This window comes from Salmonella sp. NW177 (assembly GCF_051811585.1).
Lineage (GTDB): Bacteria > Pseudomonadota > Gammaproteobacteria > Enterobacterales > Enterobacteriaceae > Salmonella > Salmonella enterica.
Genome location: NZ_JAMMZV010000007.1, coordinates 259,150 through 285,011, shown reverse-complemented (window position 1 = coordinate 285,011; position 25,862 = coordinate 259,150). Strand labels below are relative to the sequence as shown.

The window sequence follows — 25,862 nt, the reverse complement described above, 5'->3', positions numbered from 1 at the left end:
AATCCCGATAAGGAATCAGGAATAAACCATGCTAAATGTCGCCGTCGCGGTAACATTACCGGCAGTCGCCGTACCGGTAGCGATATAATCCACGCTAAGCGGAATAACGTTTTCGCCATCGTTCAAGGTAACAGTACTGGACGATTCACCGATATTCAGCGCCTGGCCATCTGGTCCATAAAGTTGTAATGCCACATTCGTCGCCGAACCTGCCCCAGCGGTATTCGCCAGCGACCCCGGCTGGTTTGCGTCCTGTTGGCCATTAAAAATCACCGCCGCATTCTGGCTGGTCTGAGTATCGCAGTCTTCCAGTTTAATGGTGAAATCTTCTTTTTGATTCGCCACCATACCGGCCTCGGTTAATTTACTGGCGCGAACCTGGCCTAATGTCACGGTCTGATCGACAGAGTCAGCGGAAACAGAACAGGCGGCGTCAACGACCTGTCCGACAAAATTTACCGTACCGCCAGTGACGGTTGTAGTATCCGCTTGCGCGGTGGACAACATTCCGCCAAAGGCAATTGCAGAGACCATTAATGCTAGTACAGGCTTTTTCATTCAAGCTCCTTTTAAATATAAAAATGAGGGTAATCAGATTTTTTAACGAAACGGCTGCTGATATTTCTTCACAGCAATATCACGACTTTTTCTTATGCGAAAAAAAGTGTCTTCTTGTTCTGATATAAATGTCAGAGGCAATAAAACAGCCACTCAACGTCGTGAGTTAATCTTTACGTTATAATGAGATAACGATGTTATTAATTATTAGCAAGCCAACGGCAAGTTGCAATCATCGACATTTGGTTTTATAGGACCAGACATAACTTTTTGTTTTATATTAACTTTACACCAGCCGTTCGGCCTATCTCCTTTAGCCGTATTGACTTTTTAAAAATAACCTTCATAAGAAATTTTAATAAAACATTTTATTAACGATATCAGGCAAATTCAGTCGAGATATGTAAATATATCGTTGCGTATAGTACATTAATACGCCACTGGCAGTTTTCCGAGCGCCGTCAGCCGCCCATTATCAATATGGATATACCCGCCTTTTTTTAGTTCAGACAGAATCTTCATGGTCCGACTGCGCGATATCCCGGTACGCCGTTGAATAAAATTCAACACAATAATGCTTTCCCGGTAGGCCTGTGGATAAGCCCATATTTCAGTCAGCAGCGCCCGAACTTTCAGATAAGAATCGACGCCGACTAATTCACGATCGCGCGCGCTCATCACCATCAGACGGTAAGCCAGACAACGGGCCACGTCGTGCCACAAATCGCATTCATCGGCGATTTTTATAAAATCCGGCAGGCGAACAAATCTACCGGTACAAACCGTTTCTGCGAGCAAAAAGTGTTCCGGTCGCGCGGGGACGTTATAGGTAGCGCCATAGCTGTCAACCATACCCACGACCGATGGCGCAAACGATGAAGATATATGGAGTCGTTTGTCATTATGACAGAAAGAAACAACTCCAGACTCCAGTAATACAATGTAGTGTTCATCGTTTGCCTGTAAATAAAACTCATCGCCGATACCCAGCGTAAACGGTTGACCAAATGGCAGCAAGGCCGAAAATAAGGCATCAATCGCTGCGTGAGGTTTAGCCTGCTGAGAAAAAAGAAAAGAGTGTAATGAATTCTCATTATTATCTTTAGCAAAAGCGTCATTCATCATTTTTTTCATTAACGGTTGTCTACTCAATGTAGCGCCACAGTATAACTTCTCAAAAAGTACTTAAATTAATAATAAATAACATCACTATGCAGTATTTCTGTATTCACAAGGCACTAATACGCAATATTTTTAAGATTAAGACAATTCTTAATACAAAATGATTACAGAAAATTAATAACGAATTACGCATAAAGAATGAGAGGTCAGGGGGCGCAAGAAAAGAGATTCGAAAGCACGCGCCTTCGAATCTCAAACTAATAGTCCAGATTAATGCAAATAAGCAGTGATATTATCTGAAATAGCGTGGAGCAGCATAATACTCTACCATTTTATCCGCCAGCCAGCCGCCGTCTTCACCGTTAGAATGGATTGTCGTAATACTGATAGTAGAACCACCGCCCCATAAGATCGAAAAGACGTTAAAGTCCGGTAGGTTCAGCGCCTGCATCTGGCCCCAGTCATACCCTTTATCTTTACGTAAAAAGTCGCCGACGGTCGGGACGCCGTAAGTCGCGCTATTTAAGGCCGTATTGAGTAGCTGCAAAGAGAGCGTGTCAGGATCGCTGCCAATGCGGGCGTCACCCATAAAAAAGGTTCCGCCGGATGCAAAGTGCGCAGCGCTGATTTTACTGACGCCCTCTTCTACTGTAGGCATATGGCCGCCAGGGATTTGCCACAGCATGGCGGGCGTCAGCAGCACTTTCGTCACCTGTTTGACCATCGCCAGGTAATTAAGCCAGCATGTCGCATTCCAGCCATAGTGGGCAAGCGCATCAGGACTGAAACAGTCACGCTCAAATTTATCAAACGCAATAAAGTCTGGCGCATATTCTCCGCTATAAACGCCCAGTTCATGAATAAATCCGGCGATCGCCTGCCCTTCAGCTACCGGATCAGCGGTATCGCGCAGCACCCAGTCCGCCGTTCCTGTCGCCCAGACATTCGTCTGCCAGCCAAAAGCCACATCCGGGGCAAACTGACGAACAAGATAGTTCACCGCCTGAATATAGCCGTAGAGATCGTCGCTAAACGTCGGCAACGAAGGCGCGATAAAGCCAGCCATCGCCGGTAAGGCTTGTATCGCTGCCGCCAGTTGGGCATTCACCGGCACACTGTTTTTTTGCCGTACTACGGTATAGCCATACGGTTCTTGCTGTAGCGCCCCGAGAAAATCCGGGTTAAGCACAAAGGTGGCCGGGACAGGATGCGTCTCATCTTTGTATGACTGCGCCGCCAGACACTGGGTAATAAAGTTACCAAAATGGTTACGTAGCTTTTGCGCATCCTGTAAATCCGCCAGCGCGCTACCGCCGCTGGCATTCGCGGTATAAATGACCATTACCGGCATGATGCTACGCCCGGCTTCTTTTTCTATCTGGCGCACCAGCGCAACGGTTTTATGGATCGGTAACGTCGCGTAATCCAGAAAACCATCCCCGTTCACGTCAACCTCCGCGGCCGGAACCGGATCGCCGCCGCCGTCAAAACCATCGTATTTAAACAACGCGCTAAACGGTATATCGCGATAAAGAGAAACCGTCTCTGGCGCGTTAACCGTCACGCCGCCATGGGCAAGGTAATCAGGCCAACCTTTTACCTGTAGCGTCACGCCGGGCAGAAACTCCAGCGCCACATGGTTGACCTTTTGCAACAACCGTAGCGGCCCGGCCTGTTCACAACGCCACGGCACGCTGTCGATGAAAATGTCGTCCGTCTGAACATCATACAGCCCGGGCGCAAAGCGTAATGCCAACGTCTGCCGATCGCTGCCGCTCTCCAGCATTAATGAGTATTGATATTTACCGCTGCTGAACAGATAACGCTGCGGCGCGACGCCATCGGGCAGGCCCAGTAGAGTGGCATCCACCGTCACGAAACTCGCCGTGTCGAGCGCCGACTGTTGGTAAGCGACAGCAACCTCGGCAATCTGCGCCGCAGCAGGGATAAACCCCGTAAGCTGTATGGGTGCCGATATAAAGCGGTTATTAATCATCGCAGTCTGCAGATTGACCGTATAATGGTGCCCCGCCAGTAGCCGGGTGATTAACTGAGGTTGGTTGGCGATCAGCGTGACGGTACGCTCATCCGCTTGCGTAGTATCGGCGATATCAACGGTCAATTTCGCATTACCAAGCGCAGGGGCGTCAATCATCAGACGCGCGCTGGCATAACGGACAATCGGCAGACAGGATACCTGGACCTGCGCGGCGGCATCGCCGGATTGCAGCGTAACGGTAAAAGAGGACTCGACTGGCGCGATTTGCATCTCATCATTCGCCAGTACCGGTACGGTAAGCCGATACGTTCCTGCGCTAAGATCGCCTATTGTCAGAACCTCTCCCCACTCACCGACAAAGCGCCGGGTTTCGCCGGCAGGAAACAGCAGCTCAATCGCCGGTTTGAGCGCCACGGTCTGCGTCATGGCAGGAAAATGAACACAAATTTTTCCCTGACGGGCAGGGTCATGGGCCAACGTCGCGCTCAAATCGCTGATAGCAACTGGCATCTGCGTGGCGGCCAGATAGCACTGTAATTCGGCGGTATCCCCCGCCGCCAGCATCAGCGCGCCGTCATGATTAATGGTGATGGTATTCTTCTCGATGGGCCATCCCCCATCGCTGGCCAGCGTCACGGCCTGATTCCCCAGCATTGTTCCCTGAAACGGACTGTAGGGATCGGGGTGCGCGCTGGCCGTAAAATTCAGTTGAAGCTGATTGAGATCTACCGCCTGAGCGTAGAGGTTGGTCAGCGTAAAGGTGACGCGTTGATACCAACTCGCGGCATTCAACTCGCTAACGTTAAGCGTAAGGCCGCGTTCCTGAAGGTCATTGTCCTTTTCCGGCACATCGGGTTCGGCGGGTTGTTCGTCTGCGGCGGGTATCGCTGGCGTCTCCTGATCGGATGGGGTTTCAGACTCTGCGTCTTCGGATGACGATGACGCCAGCGTCAAGGTGATGGCGGACATTTTTACCGGCACCTGCGTCGCCGCGAGGCTGAAAGAGAGCGTCCCGCGTTCGCCCGGCTGAAGAAGTAATGCATCGCTGTTATTAATGATGATGTTGTTAGTTTCCAGCGTGCCATACGAACTCTCATTCAGCGTAAGCGGCAGGTTCCCTTTGAGCGTACCGCCGCTATTTCCCCATGGATCGATGTGCCCGGAAGCCGTGAATGATATTGCGGCATGGTTCATATCGACCGCATTACCGCTCTCATTGATGAAGGTTAAGGTGATTTTTTGATACCAGCTGTTGACGTCAAATGCGCTGGCATGGATGGAAATGGTCATGGTCTGCTCTTCCTCTGTCCCTGGTGGAGAAAAGCCCCGGTAAACCGGGGCTTGAATCATGAAGCCCAATACATCGTGCTTAATGCCGTGTATTAGTAAGCGCCAAGATCGGTCCATGCACCGCCGACACCGCAGTTCAGGTCAGGCTGGTCGCCCATAGACCACCATTTCACCTGATAGTTATGGCCTTTCCAGCTAACGATTTCGAAAGAACCCCAGTTTGCGCCATAAACGGTAGAAGCATCCCACTGCGCGTAAGGTGACGTTTTGTCATCTGCTGGCGTATCATCCTCAGCCGGCGTGGTATCTTCCTCCTCGTCCGGTACAGGAACGATAATCTCTTCTTCCTCTTCCGGTTCCGGTTGAACCTGAGATAGCGCAGGCACAGCCGTCAGAACAAAGCGCTGCTGAGAGGACGGTTCGTTGTAGCAGTCGCGTACAAACAGGGTGAACTGGAAGGCTGTTTTTTCGCTAACTTCCGGTACCACAACCTCAATGATTTCAGCCGTTTTGTCTGCCACAGTGATTTGAGAAGGCACGCCCCAGCTAAAGGACAGCTCATCGTTATCTTCATCAGAAGAACCTGCGCCAGACAGTTGTACAGTAGATCCGCCTACGACCAGCAGTTCAATCGCCGCTTTCGGCGCGTGGTTGACCTTCTGCGCGTCGTCGCTGTCGCTCTGCTCTTCATCTTTTTCTACATTGATACCTTCAAAGTAGAACGGTTCCATATCGATAACTTCAGATTCGATTTCATAACCCAGACCTTCACGCACGGCGTTAACCAGCACGCCGTTGTCCTGATCGATAGTCCAGGTAAACACGCCGCCCAGGCCCAGTTTCGCTGCATATTCGCCTTTTGCTTTGACAGTACGCGGCGTATCCAGGGATAAAAACAGTTTGGATTCCGGGCTATACAGGTAGTCAGCATCAGCGACCTGGTCGGTGTAAACGTTGAAACCGTTACGGCCTTTCTGGTTTTCCAGATCCAGGTAGCTATAAATGACGTCATACCATTCGCTGGTGCCGGATTCGAAGGAACCGGTAGTAGGGCCTGAACCTGGGTTGTAAGAACCTTTCAGCGGCGACAGGGATTCAATTTCTACCTGACGAGCGTTACGGGTATAGCCGGCATAACCGATGTTGATACGGTCAGCAGAGAAACCTTCCGCCAGCAGGTGATCAACGATGGTTTCGACAGCCCAGCCGCCCTCTTCCAGCGCTTTGCGGTTGGTGTGGTGGCCCAGCGTTTCCGCCCACGGCGTACCGAAGAAGTCATAGGTCATCAGGTTGATACCATACAGGCCAGCAGCCATCAGATCTTTTACTTTCGCATAGTCAAAAATAGTAGTGACAGCAGAAGCGGCAATAGAGATCTTCACATTGCTCAGACCAGCAGAATCCAGCTGTTTACGCAGTTCGGCAATCAGCAGCGCGTAGTTAGCGCCATCTTCCGGACCAAACGGGTTGCCCGCCCCTTCATTGTTCGGGTATTCCCAGTCAATATCCACTTCGCTGAACATCGGGAACTGTTTGAACAGTTTCACCACGCCTTTGGCGAAGGTTTTACGAGAAGAGTCAGAAGCGGCGGTTTCGTGGAACCCGTTACTCATGCTCCAGCCGCCGATACTCATGGAGAGCGCCAGCGTGTGGCCTGCGGCTTTCGCTTTTGCCTGCATATCACGCAGCGCGCCCAGCATACCTTTGGCGTTAGCCTGGGTCACGGTTTTCGGATCAACATCCCAGCCGCTGGTTTCAAAACCCAGGTTGATATAAGACTGGAAATCGCCCCAAGGATCGAGGAAGGTCGGCTCATATTTCACTTTGCCGCACTGTGCTGCCGCTTCTGCTACGACATCGCGGTCTTCTTTATCAATTTTTCTGAAACCGGTGATGCCAACAAAGCCGAAAATCAGTTTGTCATAAGCCGTCGGTGAAACGTTGGTTAAATCATAACCACGGCCTGGTTGGGACATATTGCCTTGCAGACGGCTGTCATACTGTGACCAGTCGGTGTAATAACCGAATACCTTCGGTTTAGTCGTGGAATTTTTATATTTATTGTATACCGGTTTCGCAACACGAGCGGAAGTATAGCTTATTTTATCATCGCTTGTTGCAGGGTCAAAACCATTCGCTGCATGAGTAGTTTCAGTAATTGTATCGCCTTGAATCAGTTTGCTTGTAGCCATTTTCAAATTTCCTTTTACGTTTCAAAATTGTCGCAGCTCGTTCTGCGGGGTCCATAATCGTTACAGGAATAAAAAATAGCTAATCACAAAACATCATCTTTTTAGATGATATAAAAATCATAAAAATGAGGTTAACAACACCGTCTATCGAAGAGAAAACAACACCTCTCAGCGCCCGCTTACTCCGTTCTGGTGAGAGCATAGTAAATATCATTTATCATGTAATTAAATATCATTTAATTTCAATGAAATAATGTGATTACACTCGCTATAGACAATGACAATACAATAAAACCAGTGACATTTATTGGATTAAGACATTTCTCATACAATATAGTCACCACAGACAACCAGGATGTACATTTCTAAAGGAAGACGTTATGAAAACTTATATCATTAATAGCAACTGCATTTACAATGAAGGTAAATATGAACTGAGGACGGTCTCAAATTCACAGGTTATTAAAATGACTGCGATGAGAGCCAAATGTCTCAGTTTCATCATCGAGAATGCTCATCTGGAGATTATCGAGCGACAAAAAATAACCACTGCGTTATGGGGAAGTCGAAGCCACTATGTTAATGATGCAAATCTAACGCAGATTCTCTATTTAATCAGACGTGACCTTAAAGCGCTTGGTATTAACGATCTTTTTATTACCATTCCAAGGCAAGGTCTCAAAGTGAATAGTGATATCGCCATTATCGCGACGGATAGCGAAACAAAGGGAAGAAAAAAACAGATTGTACGGCAAACCATCGCCGCCCTGACGACCGTATTTTCAGTAACATTAGGTTCTCTCATGTATCTGCATATTCACTAAGCGAAGGAAAGGGAAGATGAATCCAATTATAGATGGAATTATTGCGCTTGAAGGCGGTTACGTATTTAACCCTAAAGATAAAGGCGGCGCCACCCATTGGGGCATTACCGAAGCCACGGCGCGAGCGCATGGCTATGCTGGCGATATGTGGGATCTGACCCACGCTGAAGCCTACGCGATTCTCGAAGAGGATTACTGGATAAAACCAGGTTTTGACGTCATCTCGACGCTATCGTGGCCAGTCTCCTTCGAGCTGTGCGATGCGGCAGTCAACATAGGCGCTTACCACCCCAGCGCGTGGCTGCAACGCTGGTTGAACGTCTTTAATCACGAAGGTAAACGCTACCCGGATATTCATGTGGATGGCAATATTGGCCCGCGGACGCTTGCCGCTCTCGAACATTATTTGGCCTGGCGAGGCCAGGAAGGGGAAGCCGTTTTGGTGAAAGCCCTCAATTGCAGTCAGGGCACGTACTACTTAAACGTTGCTGAGAAAAACCACAATAACGAACAATTTATTTATGGCTGGATCAAGAATAGAGTGACCTAGACCCGGCTGAAAAAAGACGCGTAAAAGGCTCACGGATGAGCCTGATACTACGAATGATAATTAATCTGAATTATTTCCTTCGATAATTTTTTTAATCCGCCGCCCAAGAATTTTTAAGATCGGACTCGCGAAAACACCGCCTAAGCCTGCCGCCAACAGAACAATGTTGAAACTGCATTCTTTTTCGATCGCAATCGCGCTTAACAAGAAACTGGTGAAGCAGGAAATCACGATCTGCGTTAAGCAATATTTAATACTTTCATGAGAACTATTATATTCTGTCTTATCTTTGCGTAAAAGATAGCTGACAAAGCCTCCCCACGCGCCAATCGAAATAATAGTGAGTAAGATCTCTAGCTCCAATAGCACAACTTCCGTTGTCGACACATGGTTGGGAATAGACATTTTAACACTCCGAAATCATTATAAATGAATAATTAACACAAGGAGTGTAAGCGCCCTGTCAGAAGGGTAAAAATCAAAGCACATCATTTAAAACCATATTAAATCAAAGCGTAAAAATGAGGTGTATTAGCGACGGAAGGAGGAAAGCGTTTGTAACATACTTACCATCTCATTAATCGTCGATATATTTCTACTATTTTTATTCCAGGATGCATAGACCTGAACTGACTTCAAAGCCAGTTCGGGCGGAGGCTGAATAAATTTAATGTCATATTTACGATGATTTTTATAAAAAAGCGCTAATTTCAAAGGCATCAATGCAATCAATGAGGTTCGTTCGATCATGCTCATCAAACCGTTAAGCGAATCACTGCGATAGCCGACAATACGCCTGCCAGTATAGTAAAGCTCATCCTTAAATAATTCACTATCATGATATATCACTGAAGCCCCCATCCCCGGCTGATATAACGCATGACGCGAAGAATAAAAATGATGTAGCGACAGTTGTGAGAGGGTACTCAGCATGTGTTTACTGCTGCAGATACAAACAAATGATTTAAAACTATCAATAATTTGATTCTCTATGCCGGACTCCAGCAAAGGTTCGGCACTAATCAACAGATCGCCTTGCGCAGTAAACAGAAGTTCGCTGATATGCTCCCGACTCATATTTCTGACAGTGAAATGATTTATCAAAATACGGTCAAATATATCGCTGTTATAGAGCTGAGAAAGATAATAGCTTTCAACAATATCACTGCCTAATAACGTTATCTGGAACGCTTCATCTTTTTTGCTATTACAGAGAAATGTGTCATCCACCAGTTTCATCACCTGACTGAAATTTTGGTGAATGTCGACAGCCTTAGCTGTGGGGATGAGCCCGCCTTTCCCTCTGCTAAACAGTTCTTCCGGGTAATAACTCTGCAGGCGCTTTAACGCCAGAGAAACGGCAGCCGGTGTAATGCCTAACTTTTTTGCCGCCATAGCCGCATTTCCTGACAAAATAACAGCGTCAAGAATTTTGATTAAATTATAATCAAAGCTCTTGTTGGCACCTTTCGATCCCATTCGCTGTCTGCCTCCGGAAACTAAAAAAAGCAATATAGATAATACTCAAGATAAATCAATTCACAGCATCTAAAAAAGCAATCATTAATGTCATCACATCACGTTTTTTTAAAGAATAAGCGTATACAAAACTGCTGATTAACATCAATTTGTTTATCAGTAAAAACAAAATATCAACAAATGAGAGGATACGATGCGTTTAACAGAAGCCTGGGCGCGTACAGGCAGAAAAAAGCCCGGATATACACCCGGGCTGAAGAAAAATACAACGGGAAAAAGATTAGCGAGTCAAATCGTCAAAGAATTTTTTCACGCCGTCAAAGAAGCTTTTTGAACGCGGGCTGTTTTTCTCTCCCGTCGGGCCGCCAAAACTTTCCTGAAGATCTTTTAGCAATTGCTTCTGTTTTTCGCTCAGACCGACCGGCGTTTCAACCACCACACGGCACAGCAAATCACCCTGCGCGCCACCGCGTACGGACTTCACGCCTTTGCCGCGCATACGGAACAGCTTGCCCGTTTGTGTTTCGCTCGGTACTTTCAGCATCACGCGACCATCTAACGTCGGCACTTCAATTTCACCGCCCAGCGCCGCCATCGCAAAGTTGATCGGCACTTCGCAATAAAGATTATTGCCTTCACGCTCGAAAATAGGGTGTTGTTTCACCTGGACCTGAACATACAAGTCGCCTGCCGGTGCGCCATGCTCGCCCGCTTCGCCCTCGCCTGCCAGACGAATACGATCGCCGGTATCCACGCCCGCCGGGATTTTAACGGACAGAGTTTTACTCTTTTCAACACGCCCATGACCGTGACATTTATGGCACGGATCTTTGATCAGCGTACCGCGTCCCTGACAGTGTGGGCAGGTCTGCTGTACAGCAAAGAATCCCTGGCGCATCTGTACCTGACCAGAACCATGACAGGTCGGACAGGTTTGCGGTTGCGTGCCAGCTTTCGCCCCGCTGCCGTGGCAAACGTCGCACTCCTCCAGCGTCGGAATACGGATCTCTTTGGTCACGCCACGCACCGCTTCTTCCAGGGTGAGATCCATGTTATAACGCAAATCAGCCCCACGCGCCGCACGTTGGCGACCACGCCCGCCGCCAAAGATATCGCCAAAAACGTCACCAAAGATATCACTGAAATCAGCGCCGCCATTAAAGCCGCCGCCAAATCCGCCGCCCATACCGCCTTGTTCAAACGCGGCGTGACCATACTGATCGTAGGCTGCGCGTTTTTGCGCATCGGTCAGCACTTCATAGGCTTCTTTAATCTCTTTAAATTTAGCTTCGGCCTCTTTATCACCCTGATTGCGGTCCGGATGATATTTCATGGCCAGGCGCTTATACGCCTTTTTGATTTCACGCTCTTCCGCTGTTTTGGAAACGCCTAAAATCTCGTAGTAATCTCTTTTCGCCATCTCTTTTTATCTGCCCTTAACATGCATGCACGGGCGGAGAGGAAACCTCTTCGCCCGTGCCAGTAATTACCCGTTCAAAGGGCGATTATTTTTTATCTTTTACTTCTTCAAACTCAGCGTCGACAACGTCGTCATCTTTCGCGTTGTTTGCAGAAGCGTCAGCGGAGCCAGCCTGCTGCTGCGCATGTTGCTGCTGAGCGATTTCCATCAGTTTCTGGGAAACCTGCGCCAGTTCCTGCATTTTCGCTTCGATAGCGGCTTTATCTTCGCCTTTCAGGGCAGTTTCCAGCGCGCTCAGGGCAGACTCGATAGCGGTTTTGTCATCAGCCGGCAGTTTATCGCCTGCTTCTTCGACCTGCTTACGGGTGCTGTGCAGCAGATGGTCGCCCTGGTTACGGGTCTGAACCAGCTCTTCAAACTTACGGTCGGATTCAGCGTTCGCTTCTGCATCGCGAACCATTTTCTGAATTTCTTCCTCGTTCAGACCAGAAGACGCCTTGATAGTGATCTTCTGCTCTTTGCCGCTGTTTTTATCTTTCGCGGAGACGTGCAGGATACCGTCAGCATCGATATCGAAGGTGACTTCGATCTGCGGCATACCGCGCGGCGCCGGGTTGATGCCATCCAGGTTGAACTGACCCAGAGATTTGTTATCAGACGCACGCTTACGCTCACCCTGCAGCACATGGATGGTTACCGCAGACTGGTTGTCTTCCGCAGTAGAGAACACCTGGCTGTGCTTGGTCGGGATGGTGGTGTTTTTGGTGATAAGCGGAGTCATCACGCCACCCATCGTTTCGATACCCAGAGACAGCGGGGTAACGTCCAGCAGCAGTACGTCTTTCACATCACCGGTCAACACGCCGCCCTGTACCGCTGCGCCGATAGCCACAGCTTCGTCCGGGTTAACGTCTTTACGCGGCTCTTTACCAAAGAATTCAGCCACTTTTTTCTGCACCATTGGCATACGGGTCTGACCGCCGACGAGGATCACGTCGTTGATATCAGACACGGACAGGCCAGCGTCCTGCAGTGCGACTTTCAGCGGCTCGATAGAACGGTTCACCAGATCTTCAACCAGGCTTTCCAGTTTTGCACGAGTCACTTTGATGTTCATGTGTTTCGGACCGGTAGCATCTGCGGTAATGTACGGCAGGTTCACGTCGGTCTGCTGCGCAGAAGACAGCTCGATTTTGGCTTTTTCTGCGGCTTCTTTCAGGCGCTGCATGGCCAGCGGATCGTTACGCAGGTCAATGCCCTGATCTTTCTTAAACTCGTCAACGAGGTAGTTGATCAAGCGGGTATCGAAGTCTTCACCACCCAGGTGGGTATCACCGTTGGTTGCCAGAACTTCAAAGGTTTTTTCGCCATCAACTTCGTCGATTTCGATAATAGAGATATCGAAAGTACCACCACCGAGGTCGTAAACCGCGATAGTACGGTTGCCGACTTCTTTATCCAGACCGTAAGCCAGCGCTGCGGCAGTCGGTTCGTTGATGATACGTTTAACTTCCAGCCCCGCGATACGACCAGCGTCTTTGGTAGCCTGACGCTGCGCATCGTTAAAGTAAGCCGGTACGGTGATAACCGCTTCAGTTACCGGTTCGCCCAGATAATCTTCAGCCGTTTTCTTCATTTTCTTCAGCACTTCGGCAGAAATCTGCGGCGGCGCCATTTTCTGACCTTTCACATCAAGCCATGCGTCGCCGTTGTCGGCGCCGATGATTTTGTACGGCATGATAGAAACGTCACGTTGAACTTCTTCGTCCTGGAAGCGGCGGCCAATCAGGCGTTTAATCGCAAACAGGGTGTTTTGCGGGTTTGTCACTGCCTGACGTTTAGCCGGCTGACCAACCAGAGTTTCACCATCCTGGGTATAAGCAATGATAGAAGGCGTAGTGCGATCGCCCTCGGCGTTCTCCAGCACGCGTGCCTGCGTTCCATCCATAATCGCTACACAAGAGTTGGTAGTACCCAGGTCGATACCAATAATTTTACCCATCTAAACGTCTCCACTAAAAATTCGGTCATCATGTGGTTGTGAATCTGTAATAAGGGCGAAACGTGCGGTTTCAACTACCCTGAATCGTTTTTTTTCAGACTCACCACTGCGGTTGACTACAAGATGGGGTCGTAACCCACGTCATCAAGGGGGAGATGAAAAAATTTTTTAGTGACGAGAGGGCGCGATGGAAAACCAGACAGATAAACATTCATGAAATAAATTAAACAACGAATACCATTCACAGAAAAATTGTAATAAAAAGAAAAGATTACAAAACTGAATCGTTGTCATGAGCAGAGTATGATAGACGGTAATTGCTTATTGAACCCGTCAAAGAGAAATTCCATGCGATCTGTGTTAACGATTTCCGCCGGCCTGCTTTTCGGCCTGGCGTTAAGTAGCGTCGCGCACGCGAACGACCATAAAATACTGGGTGTTATTGCCATGCCCAGAAATGAAACGAACGATCTCGCGCTGAAAATTCCCGTCTGCCGCATCGTGAAGCGCATTCAACTCACGGCGGATCACGGCGACATCGAACTTAGCGGCGCATCCGTCTATTTTAAAACTGCGCGTAGCGCCAGCCAAAGCCTGAACGTCCCTTCCTCAATCAAAGAGGGCCAGACGACAGGCTGGATCAATATTAATAGCGATAACGACAACAAACGCTGCGTATCAAAGATTACCTTCTCAGGCCATACGGTAAATTCTTCCGATATGGCGAGACTTAAAGTCATTGGCGACGATTAATCGCTGTTATTTCTATTCCAAAAGCCAGACTGAAAATGAACGTCACCTATTTACACGACGAGGATTTAGACTTTCTTCAGCATTGTAGCGAAGAACAACTCGCCGATTTCGCCCGTTTGCTGACGCATAACGAAAAGGGCAAAGCTCGCTTGTCGAGCGTCCTTAGTCATAACGAGCTGTTCAAAGCGATGGAAGGTCACCCGGAGCAACACCGCCGTAACTGGCAGCTCATTGCCGGCGAGTTTCAGCATTACGGCGGCGACAGTATCGCCAACAAATTGCGCGGACACGGAAAACAGTACCGCGCGATTCTGCTGGATGTCGCAAAACGGCTAAAACTTAAAGCAGATAAAAGCATGTCGACGTTTGAAATAGAACAGCAACTGCTGGAGCATTTTTTACGTCATACCTGGCAGAAGATGGACGCGGCGCATAAGCAGGAATTTCTGCAAGCCGTAGACGCCAAAGTTTCTGAACTGGAAGAACTGCTGCCGCTGCTCATGAAAGATCGCAGTCTGGCAAAAGGGGTCTCCCACCTGCTTTCCACCCAGCTTACCCGCATTTTACGTACCCATGCCGCAATGAGCATCCTGGGTCACGGATTGCTGCGCGGCGCAGGTCTTGGCGGCCCGGTCGGCGCGGCGTTAAACGGCGTCAAAGCGATGAGCGGCAGCGCGTATCGCGTGACTATTCCGGCGGTGTTGCAAATAGCCTGCCTGCGACGAATGATGGCAGCCGTTCAGGCGTGAATGCCCTCACTGGGGGAAATATTTTCTTTTTCCCCTTATTAGATCATAGACAGTCCTCTTCCCCCTGATTATTATGCCGCGCCCCGAATACGGAACTCGTTATTCTGGGAAACTATTTCACCATTCAATTATGATGATTTTGAGGAATTATGGGCAACACTAAGTTGGCTAATCCGGCACCGCTGGGCCTGATGGGTTTCGGCATGACCACCATTCTGCTTAACCTGCACAATGCCGGTTTTTTCGCCCTGGACGGTATTATTCTGGCGATGGGGATTTTCTACGGCGGTATCGCGCAAATTTTTGCCGGTCTGCTGGAGTATAAAAAAGGCAATACCTTTGGTTTAACGGCCTTTACCTCTTACGGTTCGTTCTGGCTGACGCTGGTCGCTATCCTGCTGATGCCGAAAATGGGCCTGACGGATGCGCCTGACGCTCGGCTACTCGGCGCTTATTTAGGTCTGTGGGGCGTGTTCACGCTGTTTATGTTCTTCGGTACGCTGAAAGCCGCCCGCGCGCTGCAATTTGTTTTCCTGAGCCTGACCGTACTGTTCGCTCTGCTGGCGGTCGGCAATATCACCGGTAACGAAGCCATTATCCATATCGCAGGCTGGGTTGGTCTGGTTTGCGGTGCCAGCGCTATTTATCTGGCGATGGGTGAAGTGCTAAACGAGCAATTTGGCCGCACTATTCTGCCAATCGGCGAGGCGCACTAAATCTCTTTTATTCCTCCCGCACCGGGAGGAATAACCCTACTATCAGTATCTTCCGGTCAGGACGACATATTCTCACGTCTGGCGCTCTTCGGACGGAAAGCGGCAACCACTTCCGGCGCGGTTTCGACATACGGCCCGTCAAGCAGCTGTATGCAATACGGCACGCTCGCAAAAATGCCCGGCACGCTAACGCTGCCATCGTCCGCTTTTACGCCTTCCAGCGTTTCTTTGATCGATTTTGGCTGTCCAGGCAGATTAAGAATTAACGCCTGTTTACGGATAACGCCCACCTGGCGGGAAAGAATGGCGGTCGGCACAAAGCGCAGGCTGATCTGGCGCATCTGTTCGCCAAAACCTGGCATTTCACGGTCAGCGATGGCAAGGGTCGCGTCCGGCGTGACGTCGCGACGCGCCGGACCGGTACCGCCAGTGGTCAGCACCAGATGACAGCTCATCTCATCAACCAGTTCACACAACGTTTGCTCGATAATTTCCTGTTCATCAGGAATTAAGCGCCGCTGGACCTCGAAAGGCGTGGTCAGCGCAGAAGCGAGCCACTCCTCAAGCGCAGGAATGCCTTTATCCTGGTAAACGCCGCTTGAAGCGCGGTCGGAGATAGAAACTAAGCCAATACGTAAGGTATCCATGATTATTCCGTTTAAACAGTCTCGTTAAACAGAATGATACACTGCGAAGGGAAGGACAGACAGGTTTCAGAAGAGGTAGCGTGACCCATATCAGGGCCACGCGTTAATGATTACAGCAGATCGCCGATCATTTTTTCCAGTTTTTCCTGGTCTACCGCAAACTTACGGATACCGTCCGCCAGTTTGTCAACCGCCATGGGATCCTGGTGATGCTGCCACAGGAACTCGGCTTCGGTAATGCGTTCCGGGCGCGCCTTGACTTCGCCGGAGAAAGAGAGCTTACGCTCAATCGCCCCTTCGCTTTCCGCCAGTTCTTTCAGCAATGCCGGCGCGATAGTCAGACGGTCGCAGCCCGCCAGTTCCAGAATTTCGCCTACGTTACGGAAGCTTGCGCCCATAACGACGGTTTCGTAACCATGCTGTTTGTAGTACTCGTAGATTTCCGTTACGGAAACCACGCCCGGATCTTCAGCTGGCGCATAGTCTTTCTTGTCGGTATTGGCTTTATACCAGTCAAGAATTCGACCTACGAACGGCGAGATCAGGTAGACGCCCGCTTCGGCGCACGCACGCGCCTGCGCGAAGGAGAACAGCAGCGTCAGGTTACAGTTGATGCCTTCTTTTTCCAGCTGTTCGGCTGCACGAATGCCCTGCCAGGTGGACGCCAGCTTGATCAGGATACGATCGTTGCTGATACCCGCATCATTGTAGAGTTTAATGATACGTTTTGCTTTGGCGATAGACGCTTCAGTGTCATAAGACAGACGCGCGTCAACTTCGGTAGAAATACGCCCCGGCACCAGCTTCAGGATTTCCAGGCCAATATTCACCGCCAGCTTATCGGTCGCGTCAACAACCTGCTGCGCGCGGTCGCTGCTCTGCTGCTTCGCCCAGGCGACAGCATCGTCAATCAGCTTACGATATTCCGGGATTTGCGCTGCGTTAAGAATGAGAGAAGGGTTAGTTGTAGCATCCTGCGGCTGGTACAGCTTCATTGCCGCGATATCTCCGGTATCAGCCACTACGGTGGTGAACTGACGAAGGGAGGTCAATTTGTCCGTCATGATAGAGTTTCTCTTTAAACAGCTTGTTAGGGGATGTAACCGGTCTACCCTGATGATAACACGACGCACTCACAGCGCAACCGCCTACATGCACCTGGCTGCCCTTGTGCACTGTTTGCGTATCTGCCGACGGTTGATGCGCAATTAAAGGATACCGCCGTATTTATGGTAAACTGCCGTTAATATTAGTCTGACAAGGTCATCTACATCATGGGTCACGCTTATACAGGATTATCAAAGCGTGCCGGCATCAACAAGAGGGACGTTAATGCCTGAGTTTTTCAGTTTTATTAACGAAATACTCTGGGGCTCGGTAATGATTTACCTGCTGCTCGGCGCAGGATGTTGGTTTACCTGGCGTACCGGATTCATTCAATTTCGTTATATTCGCCAATTTAGCCGCAGTCTGAAAGGCAGCTTTAGCCCGCAGCCAGGCGGCCTGACGTCATTTCAGGCGCTGTGTACCAGCCTCGCGGCGCGGATTGGCAGCGGTAATCTGGCCGGCGTGGCGCTGGCTATCGCCGCAGGCGGTCCCGGCGCGGTATTCTGGATGTGGGTCTCGGCCATCATTGGCATGGCGACCTCCTTCGCCGAGTGTTCGCTTGCCCAGCTTTATAAAGAACGTGACCCGACAGGCCAGTTCCGCGGCGGCCCGGCGTGGTATATGGCGCGTGGGCTGGGAATGCGCTGGATGGGCGTGGTTTTCGCCCTCTTTCTGCTCGTCGCCTACGGGTTGATTTTTAATAGCGTGCAGGCGAATGCCGTCTCACGCGCGCTCCATTTCGCCTTCAACATTCCGCCGCTTATCTCCGGCATTGCTCTGGCGTTCTGTGCCCTGTTAATTATCATTCGCGGCATAAAAGGCGTCGCCCGCCTGATGCAATGGCTGATTCCCCTCATCGCGTTATTGTGGGTCGCCGGCAGCGTGTTCATTTGCCTCTGGCATATTGAGCAAATGCCTGGAGTTATCGCCTCGATAGTCAAAAGCGCATTTGGCTGGCAGGAAGCCGCGGCAGGCGCAGCCGGATATACGCTCACTCAGGCTATTACCAGCGGTTTTCAGCGTGGGATGTTCTCTAATGAAGCGGGAATGGGGTCAACGCCTAATGCGGCCGCAGCGGCAACGTCGTATCCCCCTCACCCTGTCGCGCAGGGGATTGTGCAAATGATTGGCGTATTCAGCGACACCATTATCATCTGTACCGCCAGCGCGATGATTATCCTGCTGGCGGGGAATCACGCATCCCACTCGTCAACAGAAGGCATTCAGCTTCTCCAACATGCAATGGTTTCATTGACCGGTGAATGGGGCGCCAGTTTTGTCGCGCTTATCGTCATTCTGTTCGCGTTCAGTTCTATCGTCGCCAACTATATTTACGCCGAGAACAATCTGTTTTTTCTGCGGTTACATAACGCAAAGGCCATCTGGCTATTACGCCTTGCGACGCTTGGCATGGTCATCGCCGGTACGCTCATCAGTTTTCCGCTGATATGGCAGCTCGCTGACATGATCATGGCCTGTATGGCCATTACCAATCTGACGGCGATTTTGTTGCTCTCACCGGTGGTGTATACCCTCGCCGGCGATTATCTGCGACAACGGAAACTGGGCGTAAGACCGCAGTTCGATCCGCGGCGCTTCCCGGATATCGAACCACAACTGGCGCCAGATACCTGGGATGCGGCATCGCGCGATTAAGCCGACAATCGCAACCATCGGTCAACTCTGCGGCGTTTTTTTGCTAAAGTCGCAGAAAATTCCCTGCAAGGACTGGATATGCTGATTCTGATTTCACCTGCAAAAACGCTTGATTATCAAAGCCCGCTGGCCACGACCCGCTATACCCAGCCGGAGCTGTTGGATCACAGCCAGCAGCTTATTCAACAGGCCCGCCAGCTTTCGGCACCGCAAATTTCCAGGCTGATGGGAATTAGCGACAAACTGGCGGATCTCAACGCCACGCGTTTTCATGACTGGCAGCCTCATTTTACGCCGGATAATGCACGCCAGGCGATTCTGGCGTTCAAAGGCGATGTTTATACCGGCCTACAGGCGGAAACGTTCAACGACGCGGATTTTGATTTTGCTCAACAACATCTGCGTATGCTCTCTGGCTTGTATGGCGTATTGCGCCCGCTGGATTTAATGCAGCCTTATCGTCTGGAGATGGGGATTCGCCTGGAGAATCCGCGCGGCAAAGATCTTTATCAATTCTGGGGCGATATCATTACCGATAAGCTCAACGAAGCGCTTGAGGCGCAGGGCGATCGGGTGGTGGTGAATCTGGCCTCTGAGGAATATTTTAAATCGGTGAAGCCGAAGAAACTGAATGCCGAACTGATTAAGCCCGTGTTCCTTGATGAGAAAAACGGCAAGTTTAAGGTGGTAAGCTTCTACGCCAAAAAAGCGCGCGGACTGATGAGCCGTTTTATTATTGAAAACCGCTTAACGAAGCCGGAACAGCTTATCGCGTTTGACCGTGAGGGGTATTTCTTTGATGAAGAAACCTCCACACAAGACGAGCTGGTCTTTAAACGCTACGAGCAGTAACGACATCGCCGGATGGCGGTTACGCCTTATCCGGCCTACAAATCGACACCACCCACAGGCCCGGTAAGCGACATCGCCACCGGGCGCAATGGTTATTGGCGGGTCATCATCAGCTTACGCAGGGCGGCAAAATCCGCAGGCAGATGATGTGAAAGCAGCGGCAGGTCGGCGCGTTCGGCGAGCGCTTCAGGCAAGGCCAGAGTTTCTCCCAGAATGGACTCCACGCTTTCTTTAAACTTCGCCGGATGCGCCGTTCCGAGAAACAAGCCATACTCGCCAGGGTTTAACTGGTCGCGTAATGCCCGATACGCTACCGCCGCATGAGGTTCCGAGATATAACCTTTCGCTTTCAGCTCGCGCATCGTCTGCTGTGTCGTAGTGTCATCCACCGCCGCATAGCCCAGCTCAGTCAGGCGCCAGATTTTACGGCGGAATAGCTCCTCCACGCGCGGCCAGTTATTCGGCTGGCTGACATCCATCGCATTCGACAGGGTCGCCTGCGTCGCTTTCGGCGCCCACTTTCCGTCATGCAGAAAACGCGGCACCGTGTCGTTGACGTTGGTGGCGGCGATAAAACGTTTCACCGGTAGGCCTAACGACTTCGCCAGCAGTCCTGCCGTCAAATCGCCAAAGTTGCCGCTGGGTACGGAGATTACCAGTTGGTTACGCGCCCCCTGCGGCAGTTGCGCCACGGCTTCAAAGTAGTAGCAAATTTGCGCCAACAGGCGGCTGATATTAATCGAATTAGCCGAATTCAGCCCCAGCGCCGTTTTCAGTTCTTCGTCATCAAATGCCTGTTTCACCAGCGCCTGGCAAGCGTCGAAATCGCCGTCGATCGCCACGGTTTCAATGTTGCCGCCCAGCGTACAGAACAGTTTTTCCTGCAACGGACTGATTTTACCGCGCGGGTAGAGAATGACGACCCGCACATTTTCCAGGCCATAGAACGCGTGAGCCACCGCCGCGCCGGTATCGCCTGACGTTGCGGTCAGAATCGTCACCGGTTTGTCGCCGCTGATATGCGTCAGCATTTGCGCCATAAAACGCCCGCCGAAGTCTTTAAAGGCCAGCGTCGGACCATGGAACAGCTCCAGGCAGCCGACATCGCTTTCTACCTGCGCTACCGGCGCCGGGAACGCAAACGCCGCGCGGACGCGCTCTTCCAGAATTTGCTGCGGTATTTCATCGCCAATAAATGCCGAGAGGATCTTTGCGCTACGGCTGACAAAGTCCTGGTTGAGCATCTCATCAATTTCCGTCAGGCTAAACTCCGGCAGTTCGTGCGGAAAAAAAAGTCCCTGCTGTTTGCCCAGTCCTTGCGTGACGGCCTGCGCAAAGCTGACCTGCTCATTATGGTCTTTCAGATTATAGAGTTTCATTGATTATCCCACTACTCGTGCGCCCGCCGTATCCAGCCGGCAAATATGAACGAAGCCTTCCTGATTTTGCAGATAATGTTTGCTCAGCCAGTCCGCGACGCGCTGCGCCGTCTCCGGTTTATCGCATAGCGCAAACAGCGTCGGCCCCGACCCGGAAATCCCGCTCGCCAGCGCGCCGATCTCCGACACCGCCTGCCGCGCCTGGCTAAAGCCCGGCAGTAAACGCGCGCGGTATGGTTCGGCAATAACATCTTTCATCAGCGCGGCGGCAAGCTGCGGCTGCCGCGAGTAACAGGCGTGAATAAAACCGGCCAGATGCCGTCCATGCGCAATGCAATCCTGACGGCGATACTGCGCAGGCAAAATGGCCCGTGCTTCTGCGGTAGAAACTTTAATGCCCGGATAAGCCAGTACCCATAGCCACTCATCAAAGCCCGGCACCTGCTGACTAATAATGCCGTTTTCTTCAATCATCAACTGCATACCGCCAAGAAAGCACGGCGCGACGTTATCGTAATGGATGCTGCCGGAGATACGGCCTTCCAGCTCGCCCATCAGCGCCAACAGACGCGTGTCGTTTAACGGTTCGCCGCAGTGCTCATTCATCGCGACCAGCGCAGCGACGACGGAACAGGCGCTGGACCCTAACCCGGAACCAATCGGCATATTTTTTTCCAGCGTCATCGCCACCGGGATGGTTTTCCCCAATGCCTGGCAAAAACGTTCCCAGCACTGATAAACAATATTTTCACGCGGCTCCGGCGGCAGTTTATCGGCAAATCGCCCCAGGTTATGCAGACGGAAATGGTCCGCTGCTTCAACGGATACCACATCGCCCAGCAACGTGCCGTCAACGGGTGTGACGGCCGCGCCCAACACGTCGAAACCGACGCTCATGTTCGCGCTGGAAGCCGGGGCATACACTTTCACCATGTTAAACTCCTAACTTCCATGAGAGGGTCCGTAACAGATCGGCAAACACGCCCGCCGCCGTCACATCATTGCCTGCGCCGTAGCCGCGCAGCACCAACGGCAAGGGCTGATAATAGTGGCTGTAGAACGCCAGCGCGTTTTCACCGTTTTTCACTTTGAAGAGCGGATCGTTACCATCAACTTCAGCAATCTTCACGCGGCACACGCCATCCTCTTCGATATTGCCCACATAGCGCAATACCTTACCTTCATCACGAGCTTTTGCCACACGGGCGGCAAACGCGTCGTCAAGCTGCGGCAGATGCGCCATAAAGGTGGTCACATCGCCGGAGGCGTCAAACTCGTCCGGCAACACCGGTTCAATCACAATATCGGAAAGCTCCAGCTCGCGGCCCGTCTCGCGGGCGAGGATCAACAGTTTCCGCGCCACATCCATACCGGAAAGATCGTCGCGCGGATCGGGTTCGGTATAGCCCATCTCGCGCGCCAGCGCGGTCGCCTGTGAGAGACTCATCCCCTCTTCCAGTTTACCGAAAATAAAAGAGAGCGACCCGGAAAGAATGCCGGAAAATTTTTGCAGTTCATCACCGGCATTCAGCAGGTTTTGCAGGTTTTCGATTACCGGCAAACCGGCGCCGACGTTGGTGTCATACAAGAATTTGCGCCGTGATTGCGCGGCGGCGAAACGTAGCTGATGGTAGTAGTCCATCGACGAGGTGTTCGCTTTCTTGTTTGGCGTCACCACATGGAACCCTTCACGCAGGAAGTCGGCATACTGGTCGGCCACCGCCTGACTGGAGGTACAATCAACAATCACCGGATTGAGTAGATGATATTCTTTCACCAGGCGAATTAAGCGTCCCAGATTGAACGGCGCGTTCGCTTGCGCCAGTTCCGCCTGCCAGTTGTCCAGATTCAGGCCATGCACATTGGTTAGCAACGCCTTTGAGTTCGCCACGCCGCACACGCGTAGATCGATGTGCTTGTTCTTCAGCCAGGTTTGCTGACGTTTAAGCTGTTCCAGTAGCGCGCCGCCGACGCCGCCGACGCCAATGACAAACACTTCAATCACCTGATCGGTATTGAACAGCATCTGGTGCGTTACCCGCACGCCGGTGGTGGCATCGTCGTTATTCACCACCACAGAAATGGAACGCTCAGAAGATCCCTGAGCGATCGCCACGATATTGATATTAGCCCGCGCCAGCGCGGCGAAGAATTTCGCTGAAATGCCGCGTAACGTGCGCATACCGTCGCCGACAACAGAGATAATCGCCAACCGCTCAGTAACCGCCAACGGCTCCAGCAGCCCCTCTTTCAGCTCCAGATAGAACTCATCCTGCATCGCACGGCGGGCACGCGCGCAGTCACTCTGCGGCACACAGAAGCTGATGCTGTACTCAGAGGAGGACTGGGTAATGAGCACCACCGAGATCCCGGCGCGAGACATGGCGGCGAAAACACGCGCCGCCATCCCAATCATCCCTTTCATTCCAGGGCCGGAGACGCTAAACATCGCCATGTTGTTAAGGTTAGAGATCCCTTTAACCGGCAGATTATCATCGTCGCTGGACGCGCCGATCAGCGTTCCTGGTGCCTGCGGATTGCCGGTATTTTTAATCAGACAGGGGATCTGGAACTGGGCGATAGGCGTTATGGTGCGAGGGTGAAGGACTTTGGCGCCGAAGTAAGAGAGTTCCATCGCTTCCTGGTAGGACATCGATTTCAGCAGCCTGGCGTCCGGCACCTGGCGCGGGTCACAGGTATACACGCCATCGACGTCAGTCCAGATTTCACAGCAGTCAGCGCGTAAACAGGCGGCCAGCACGGCGGCGGAATAGTCGGAACCATTACGGCCCAGCACCACCAGTTCACCCTTTTCATTACCGGCGGTAAAGCCCGCCATCAGGATCATGTGATCGGACGGGATCTGGCTAGCGGCGATACGGCGAGTCGATTCCGCGATATCGACAGTAGATTCAAGGTAATGGCCCACCGCCAACAGTTTTTCTACCGGATCGATCACCGTGACACGATGCCCACGCGCCTCCAGAAGTCCCGCCATAATCGCGATCGACATTTTTTCGCCACGGCAAATCAGCGCGGCGTTGATGCTGTCCGGGCACTGACCCAGCAGGCTGATACCATGCAAAACATGTTTGATCTGAGCGAATTCTTGTTCGACAACCATTTTCAACCGTGCAAGCGGGAATCCCGGCTGCGCGCTGGCAAGTCCTGCGAGCAGGTCAGAAAAAATACGTTCGGCATCGCTGATATTCGGCAAAGCATCCTGACCGCCGATAGTTTTTTCAATCATCGCCACCAGATGGTTGGTAATTTTCGCGGGGGCGGAAAGTACGGTCGCTACCTGCCCTTGCCTGGCATTGCTTTCCAGAATATCGGCAACACGCAGAAAACGTTCTGCATTTGCCACTGATGTACCGCCGAACTTCAACACTCGCATGGTTGTTACCTCGTGATCTCTGGTCGAAAAAAAAGCCCGCACTGTTCAGGTGCGGGCTTTTTTCTGTGTTTCCTGTACGCGTCAGCCCGCACCGTTACCTGTGGTAATGGTGATGGTGGTAATGGTGGTGGTGCTGATGCGGTTCATGGATGTTGTGTACTCTGTCATTTTTATTTGTCTGTCTTGTATTCCTATATTGGTTAAAGTATCTGCCCGCCTAAGTCAATAAATTTTTAAATTGATCACATTCCGAAACTTGTTCATGTGCTGCTGGCGATATATTTATTTTCAACCAATTCCCCCTGTTATGATCTCTTGCAACCAGACGTAATCTCTTATTATTTTAAAAATTACAGCACGTTATTTTGTTAGTTTTTTTTCAATATCATGAACCAAACGGTGCAACATTACCGTATCTCGCTGTCCCAGCAGACCGATTCGCTGTTGTAGCCAGTCGGTTAATTTGTGGTCATCGACCGCCTCCAGAGTCGTTAACAGACGTAAAAGGCGCGCGCGTAACGCCTGTAACTGCGATTCATCAGCAATATCAACGGATTCTGTGGTCTGTTGCATTAAACCTGCTAATTGATAGCAATACACCATGACCGCCTGACCCAGATTGAGCGAAGGGTAATCCGCCGCCATCGGCACGCCGGTCAATACATCCGCCAGCGCCAGCTCGTCGTTGGTCAGACCGGAATCCTCACGGCCAAAAACCAGCGCGGCATGACGCATCCAGCGTGATTTTTCCTGTAATAAGGGAACCAGTTCAGCGGGCGAAGCGTAGTAATGAAATTTTGCCCGGCTGCGGGCTGTCGTCGCTACGGTAAAATCCACATCGTGGAGCGCGTCGGCAAGGGTGTGGAAAACCTCAATATTATCAATAATATCTCCAGATCCATGTGCGACCCAACGGGTAGCGGGCTCCAGGTACGCCTGGCTGTCGACAATACGCAGGTCAGTAAATCCCATGGTCTTCATAGCCCGGGCGGCTGCGCCGATATTTTCCGCTCTGGCGGGAGCGACAAGAACGATTGTTACACGCATTTCATTACTCTTTTTGACTAATTTACAGGAAATTAGCTGGCGTTTGTAAGCATATTACGCTTCGCAAATTTACAAAATTTTAACGGATATCACTGAAAAAGCATTTTTGATTTCGTAAAAGAC

At 51.0% G+C, this 25,862-nt stretch carries 22 protein-coding genes and 1 other annotated feature; of the genes, 7 read left to right on the top strand and 15 right to left on the bottom strand.

Going from position 1 to position 25,862, the window contains the following annotated elements; all coding sequences use genetic code 11:
- Positions 1–15: 15 nt before the first annotated feature.
- From NA986_RS19665 to NA986_RS19650, 4 genes are all read right to left on the bottom strand, one after another.
- The gene (locus NA986_RS19665) at positions 16–558 is read right to left on the bottom strand and encodes a fimbrial protein BcfA (protein WP_000743357.1); all 543 of its coding nucleotides are present in this window, start codon (positions 556–558) and stop codon (positions 16–18) included.
- Positions 559–987: 429 nt separating this feature from the next.
- The gene (locus NA986_RS19660) at positions 988–1,692 is read right to left on the bottom strand and encodes a winged helix-turn-helix transcriptional regulator (protein ID WP_000738619.1); all 705 of its coding nucleotides are present in this window, start codon (positions 1,690–1,692) and stop codon (positions 988–990) included.
- 280 nt (positions 1,693–1,972) lie between these two features.
- A complete protein-coding gene (locus NA986_RS19655; protein ID WP_023216933.1) occupies positions 1,973–4,969 on the bottom strand; it encodes a hypothetical protein in 2,997 nt (998 codons plus the stop codon).
- Positions 4,970–5,061: 92 nt separating this feature from the next.
- Entirely contained in the window at positions 5,062–7,161 is a 2,100-nt protein-coding gene (locus tag NA986_RS19650) for a glycosyl hydrolase family 18 protein (RefSeq protein ID WP_023216932.1), read from the bottom strand.
- Positions 7,162–7,541: 380 nt separating this feature from the next.
- Here NA986_RS19650 and NA986_RS19645 point away from each other — a divergent pair, with 380 nt between their 5' ends.
- Positions 7,542–7,985: a winged helix-turn-helix domain-containing protein gene (locus NA986_RS19645; RefSeq protein WP_000860681.1), complete on the top strand. Its 444-nt coding sequence runs from the start codon at positions 7,542–7,544 to the stop codon at positions 7,983–7,985.
- Between the two features lie 16 nt (positions 7,986–8,001).
- Entirely contained in the window at positions 8,002–8,535 is a 534-nt protein-coding gene (locus NA986_RS19640; RefSeq protein WP_023216931.1) for a glycoside hydrolase family 108 protein, read from the top strand.
- A gap of 60 nt (positions 8,536–8,595) precedes the next feature.
- On the opposite strand, the gene NA986_RS19635 is transcribed toward NA986_RS19640, so the two are convergent.
- The 4 genes from NA986_RS19635 to dnaK form a co-directional block, all read right to left on the bottom strand.
- Entirely contained in the window at positions 8,596–8,940 is a 345-nt protein-coding gene (locus NA986_RS19635; RefSeq protein WP_000026889.1) for a phage holin family protein, read from the bottom strand.
- A 126-nt stretch (positions 8,941–9,066) separates the two neighbouring features.
- Positions 9,067–10,014 (bottom strand): LysR family transcriptional regulator, encoded by a 948-nt coding sequence (locus NA986_RS19630; RefSeq protein WP_000534911.1) that lies wholly within the window; start codon positions 10,012–10,014, stop codon positions 9,067–9,069.
- Positions 10,015–10,294: 280 nt separating this feature from the next.
- A complete protein-coding gene (gene dnaJ / locus NA986_RS19625) occupies positions 10,295–11,434 on the bottom strand; it encodes a molecular chaperone DnaJ (protein ID WP_001119009.1) in 1,140 nt (379 codons plus the stop codon).
- A gap of 85 nt (positions 11,435–11,519) precedes the next feature.
- Complete coding sequence (gene dnaK / locus NA986_RS19620) at positions 11,520–13,436, bottom strand: molecular chaperone DnaK (protein ID WP_000516126.1); 1,917 nt, start codon at positions 13,434–13,436, stop codon at positions 11,520–11,522.
- A 348-nt stretch (positions 13,437–13,784) separates the two neighbouring features.
- Between dnaK and NA986_RS19615 the strand changes: the two genes are divergently transcribed.
- The 3 genes from NA986_RS19615 (at position 13,785) to satP (ending at position 15,654) form a co-directional block, all read left to right on the top strand.
- Complete coding sequence (locus NA986_RS19615) at positions 13,785–14,189, top strand: DUF2541 family protein (protein ID WP_001258084.1); 405 nt, start codon at positions 13,785–13,787, stop codon at positions 14,187–14,189.
- 35 nt (positions 14,190–14,224) lie between these two features.
- Positions 14,225–14,938 carry an acidic protein MsyB gene (msyB, locus tag NA986_RS19610; protein WP_001103477.1) on the top strand — a complete coding sequence of 238 codons (714 nt, stop codon included), beginning with the start codon at positions 14,225–14,227 and terminating at the stop codon, positions 14,936–14,938.
- Between the two features lie 149 nt (positions 14,939–15,087).
- Positions 15,088–15,654: an acetate uptake transporter gene (gene satP / locus NA986_RS19605; RefSeq protein WP_020898352.1), complete on the top strand. Its 567-nt coding sequence runs from the start codon at positions 15,088–15,090 to the stop codon at positions 15,652–15,654.
- Between the two features lie 56 nt (positions 15,655–15,710).
- Here satP and mog read toward each other — a convergent pair whose 3' ends face one another.
- Positions 15,711–16,301 (bottom strand): molybdopterin adenylyltransferase, encoded by a 591-nt coding sequence (mog, locus tag NA986_RS19600; RefSeq protein WP_000380373.1) that lies wholly within the window; start codon positions 16,299–16,301, stop codon positions 15,711–15,713.
- Between the two features lie 110 nt (positions 16,302–16,411).
- On the bottom strand, positions 16,412–17,365 hold the full coding sequence (tal, locus tag NA986_RS19595) for a transaldolase (RefSeq protein WP_000130175.1): 954 nt from the start codon (positions 17,363–17,365) through the stop codon (positions 16,412–16,414).
- A 268-nt stretch (positions 17,366–17,633) separates the two neighbouring features.
- On the opposite strand from tal, the gene NA986_RS19590 reads away from it, so the two are divergent.
- Positions 17,634–19,064, top strand: coding sequence for an alanine/glycine:cation symporter family protein (locus NA986_RS19590; protein ID WP_001113807.1), 1,431 nt, complete (start codon positions 17,634–17,636; stop codon positions 19,062–19,064).
- Positions 19,065–19,142: 78 nt separating this feature from the next.
- Positions 19,143–19,916, top strand: coding sequence for a peroxide stress protein YaaA (gene yaaA, locus NA986_RS19585; protein WP_000906173.1), 774 nt, complete (start codon positions 19,143–19,145; stop codon positions 19,914–19,916).
- A gap of 92 nt (positions 19,917–20,008) precedes the next feature.
- Here yaaA and thrC read toward each other — a convergent pair whose 3' ends face one another.
- From thrC to NA986_RS19560, 5 genes are all read right to left on the bottom strand, one after another.
- Positions 20,009–21,295, bottom strand: a complete 1,287-nt coding sequence (gene thrC, locus NA986_RS19580; protein WP_000781110.1) for a threonine synthase — start codon at positions 21,293–21,295, stop codon at positions 20,009–20,011.
- 3 nt (positions 21,296–21,298) lie between these two features.
- Positions 21,299–22,228, bottom strand: a complete 930-nt coding sequence (gene thrB, locus NA986_RS19575) for a homoserine kinase (RefSeq protein ID WP_023216930.1) — start codon at positions 22,226–22,228, stop codon at positions 21,299–21,301.
- 1 nt (position 22,229) lies between these two features.
- A complete protein-coding gene (gene thrA / locus NA986_RS19570) occupies positions 22,230–24,692 on the bottom strand; it encodes a bifunctional aspartate kinase/homoserine dehydrogenase I (RefSeq protein ID WP_023216929.1) in 2,463 nt (820 codons plus the stop codon).
- Positions 24,693–24,717: 25 nt separating this feature from the next.
- Positions 24,718–24,838, bottom strand: a sequence feature (Thr leader region).
- Positions 24,774–24,839 (bottom strand): thr operon leader peptide, encoded by a 66-nt coding sequence (gene thrL, locus NA986_RS19565; RefSeq protein WP_001575544.1) that lies wholly within the window; start codon positions 24,837–24,839, stop codon positions 24,774–24,776. Its footprint overlaps the feature before it by 65 nt.
- Before the next feature lie 213 nt (positions 24,840–25,052).
- On the bottom strand, positions 25,053–25,739 hold the full coding sequence (locus NA986_RS19560) for a tRNA/rRNA methyltransferase (protein ID WP_023216928.1): 687 nt from the start codon (positions 25,737–25,739) through the stop codon (positions 25,053–25,055).
- Positions 25,740–25,862 lie beyond the last annotated feature (123 nt).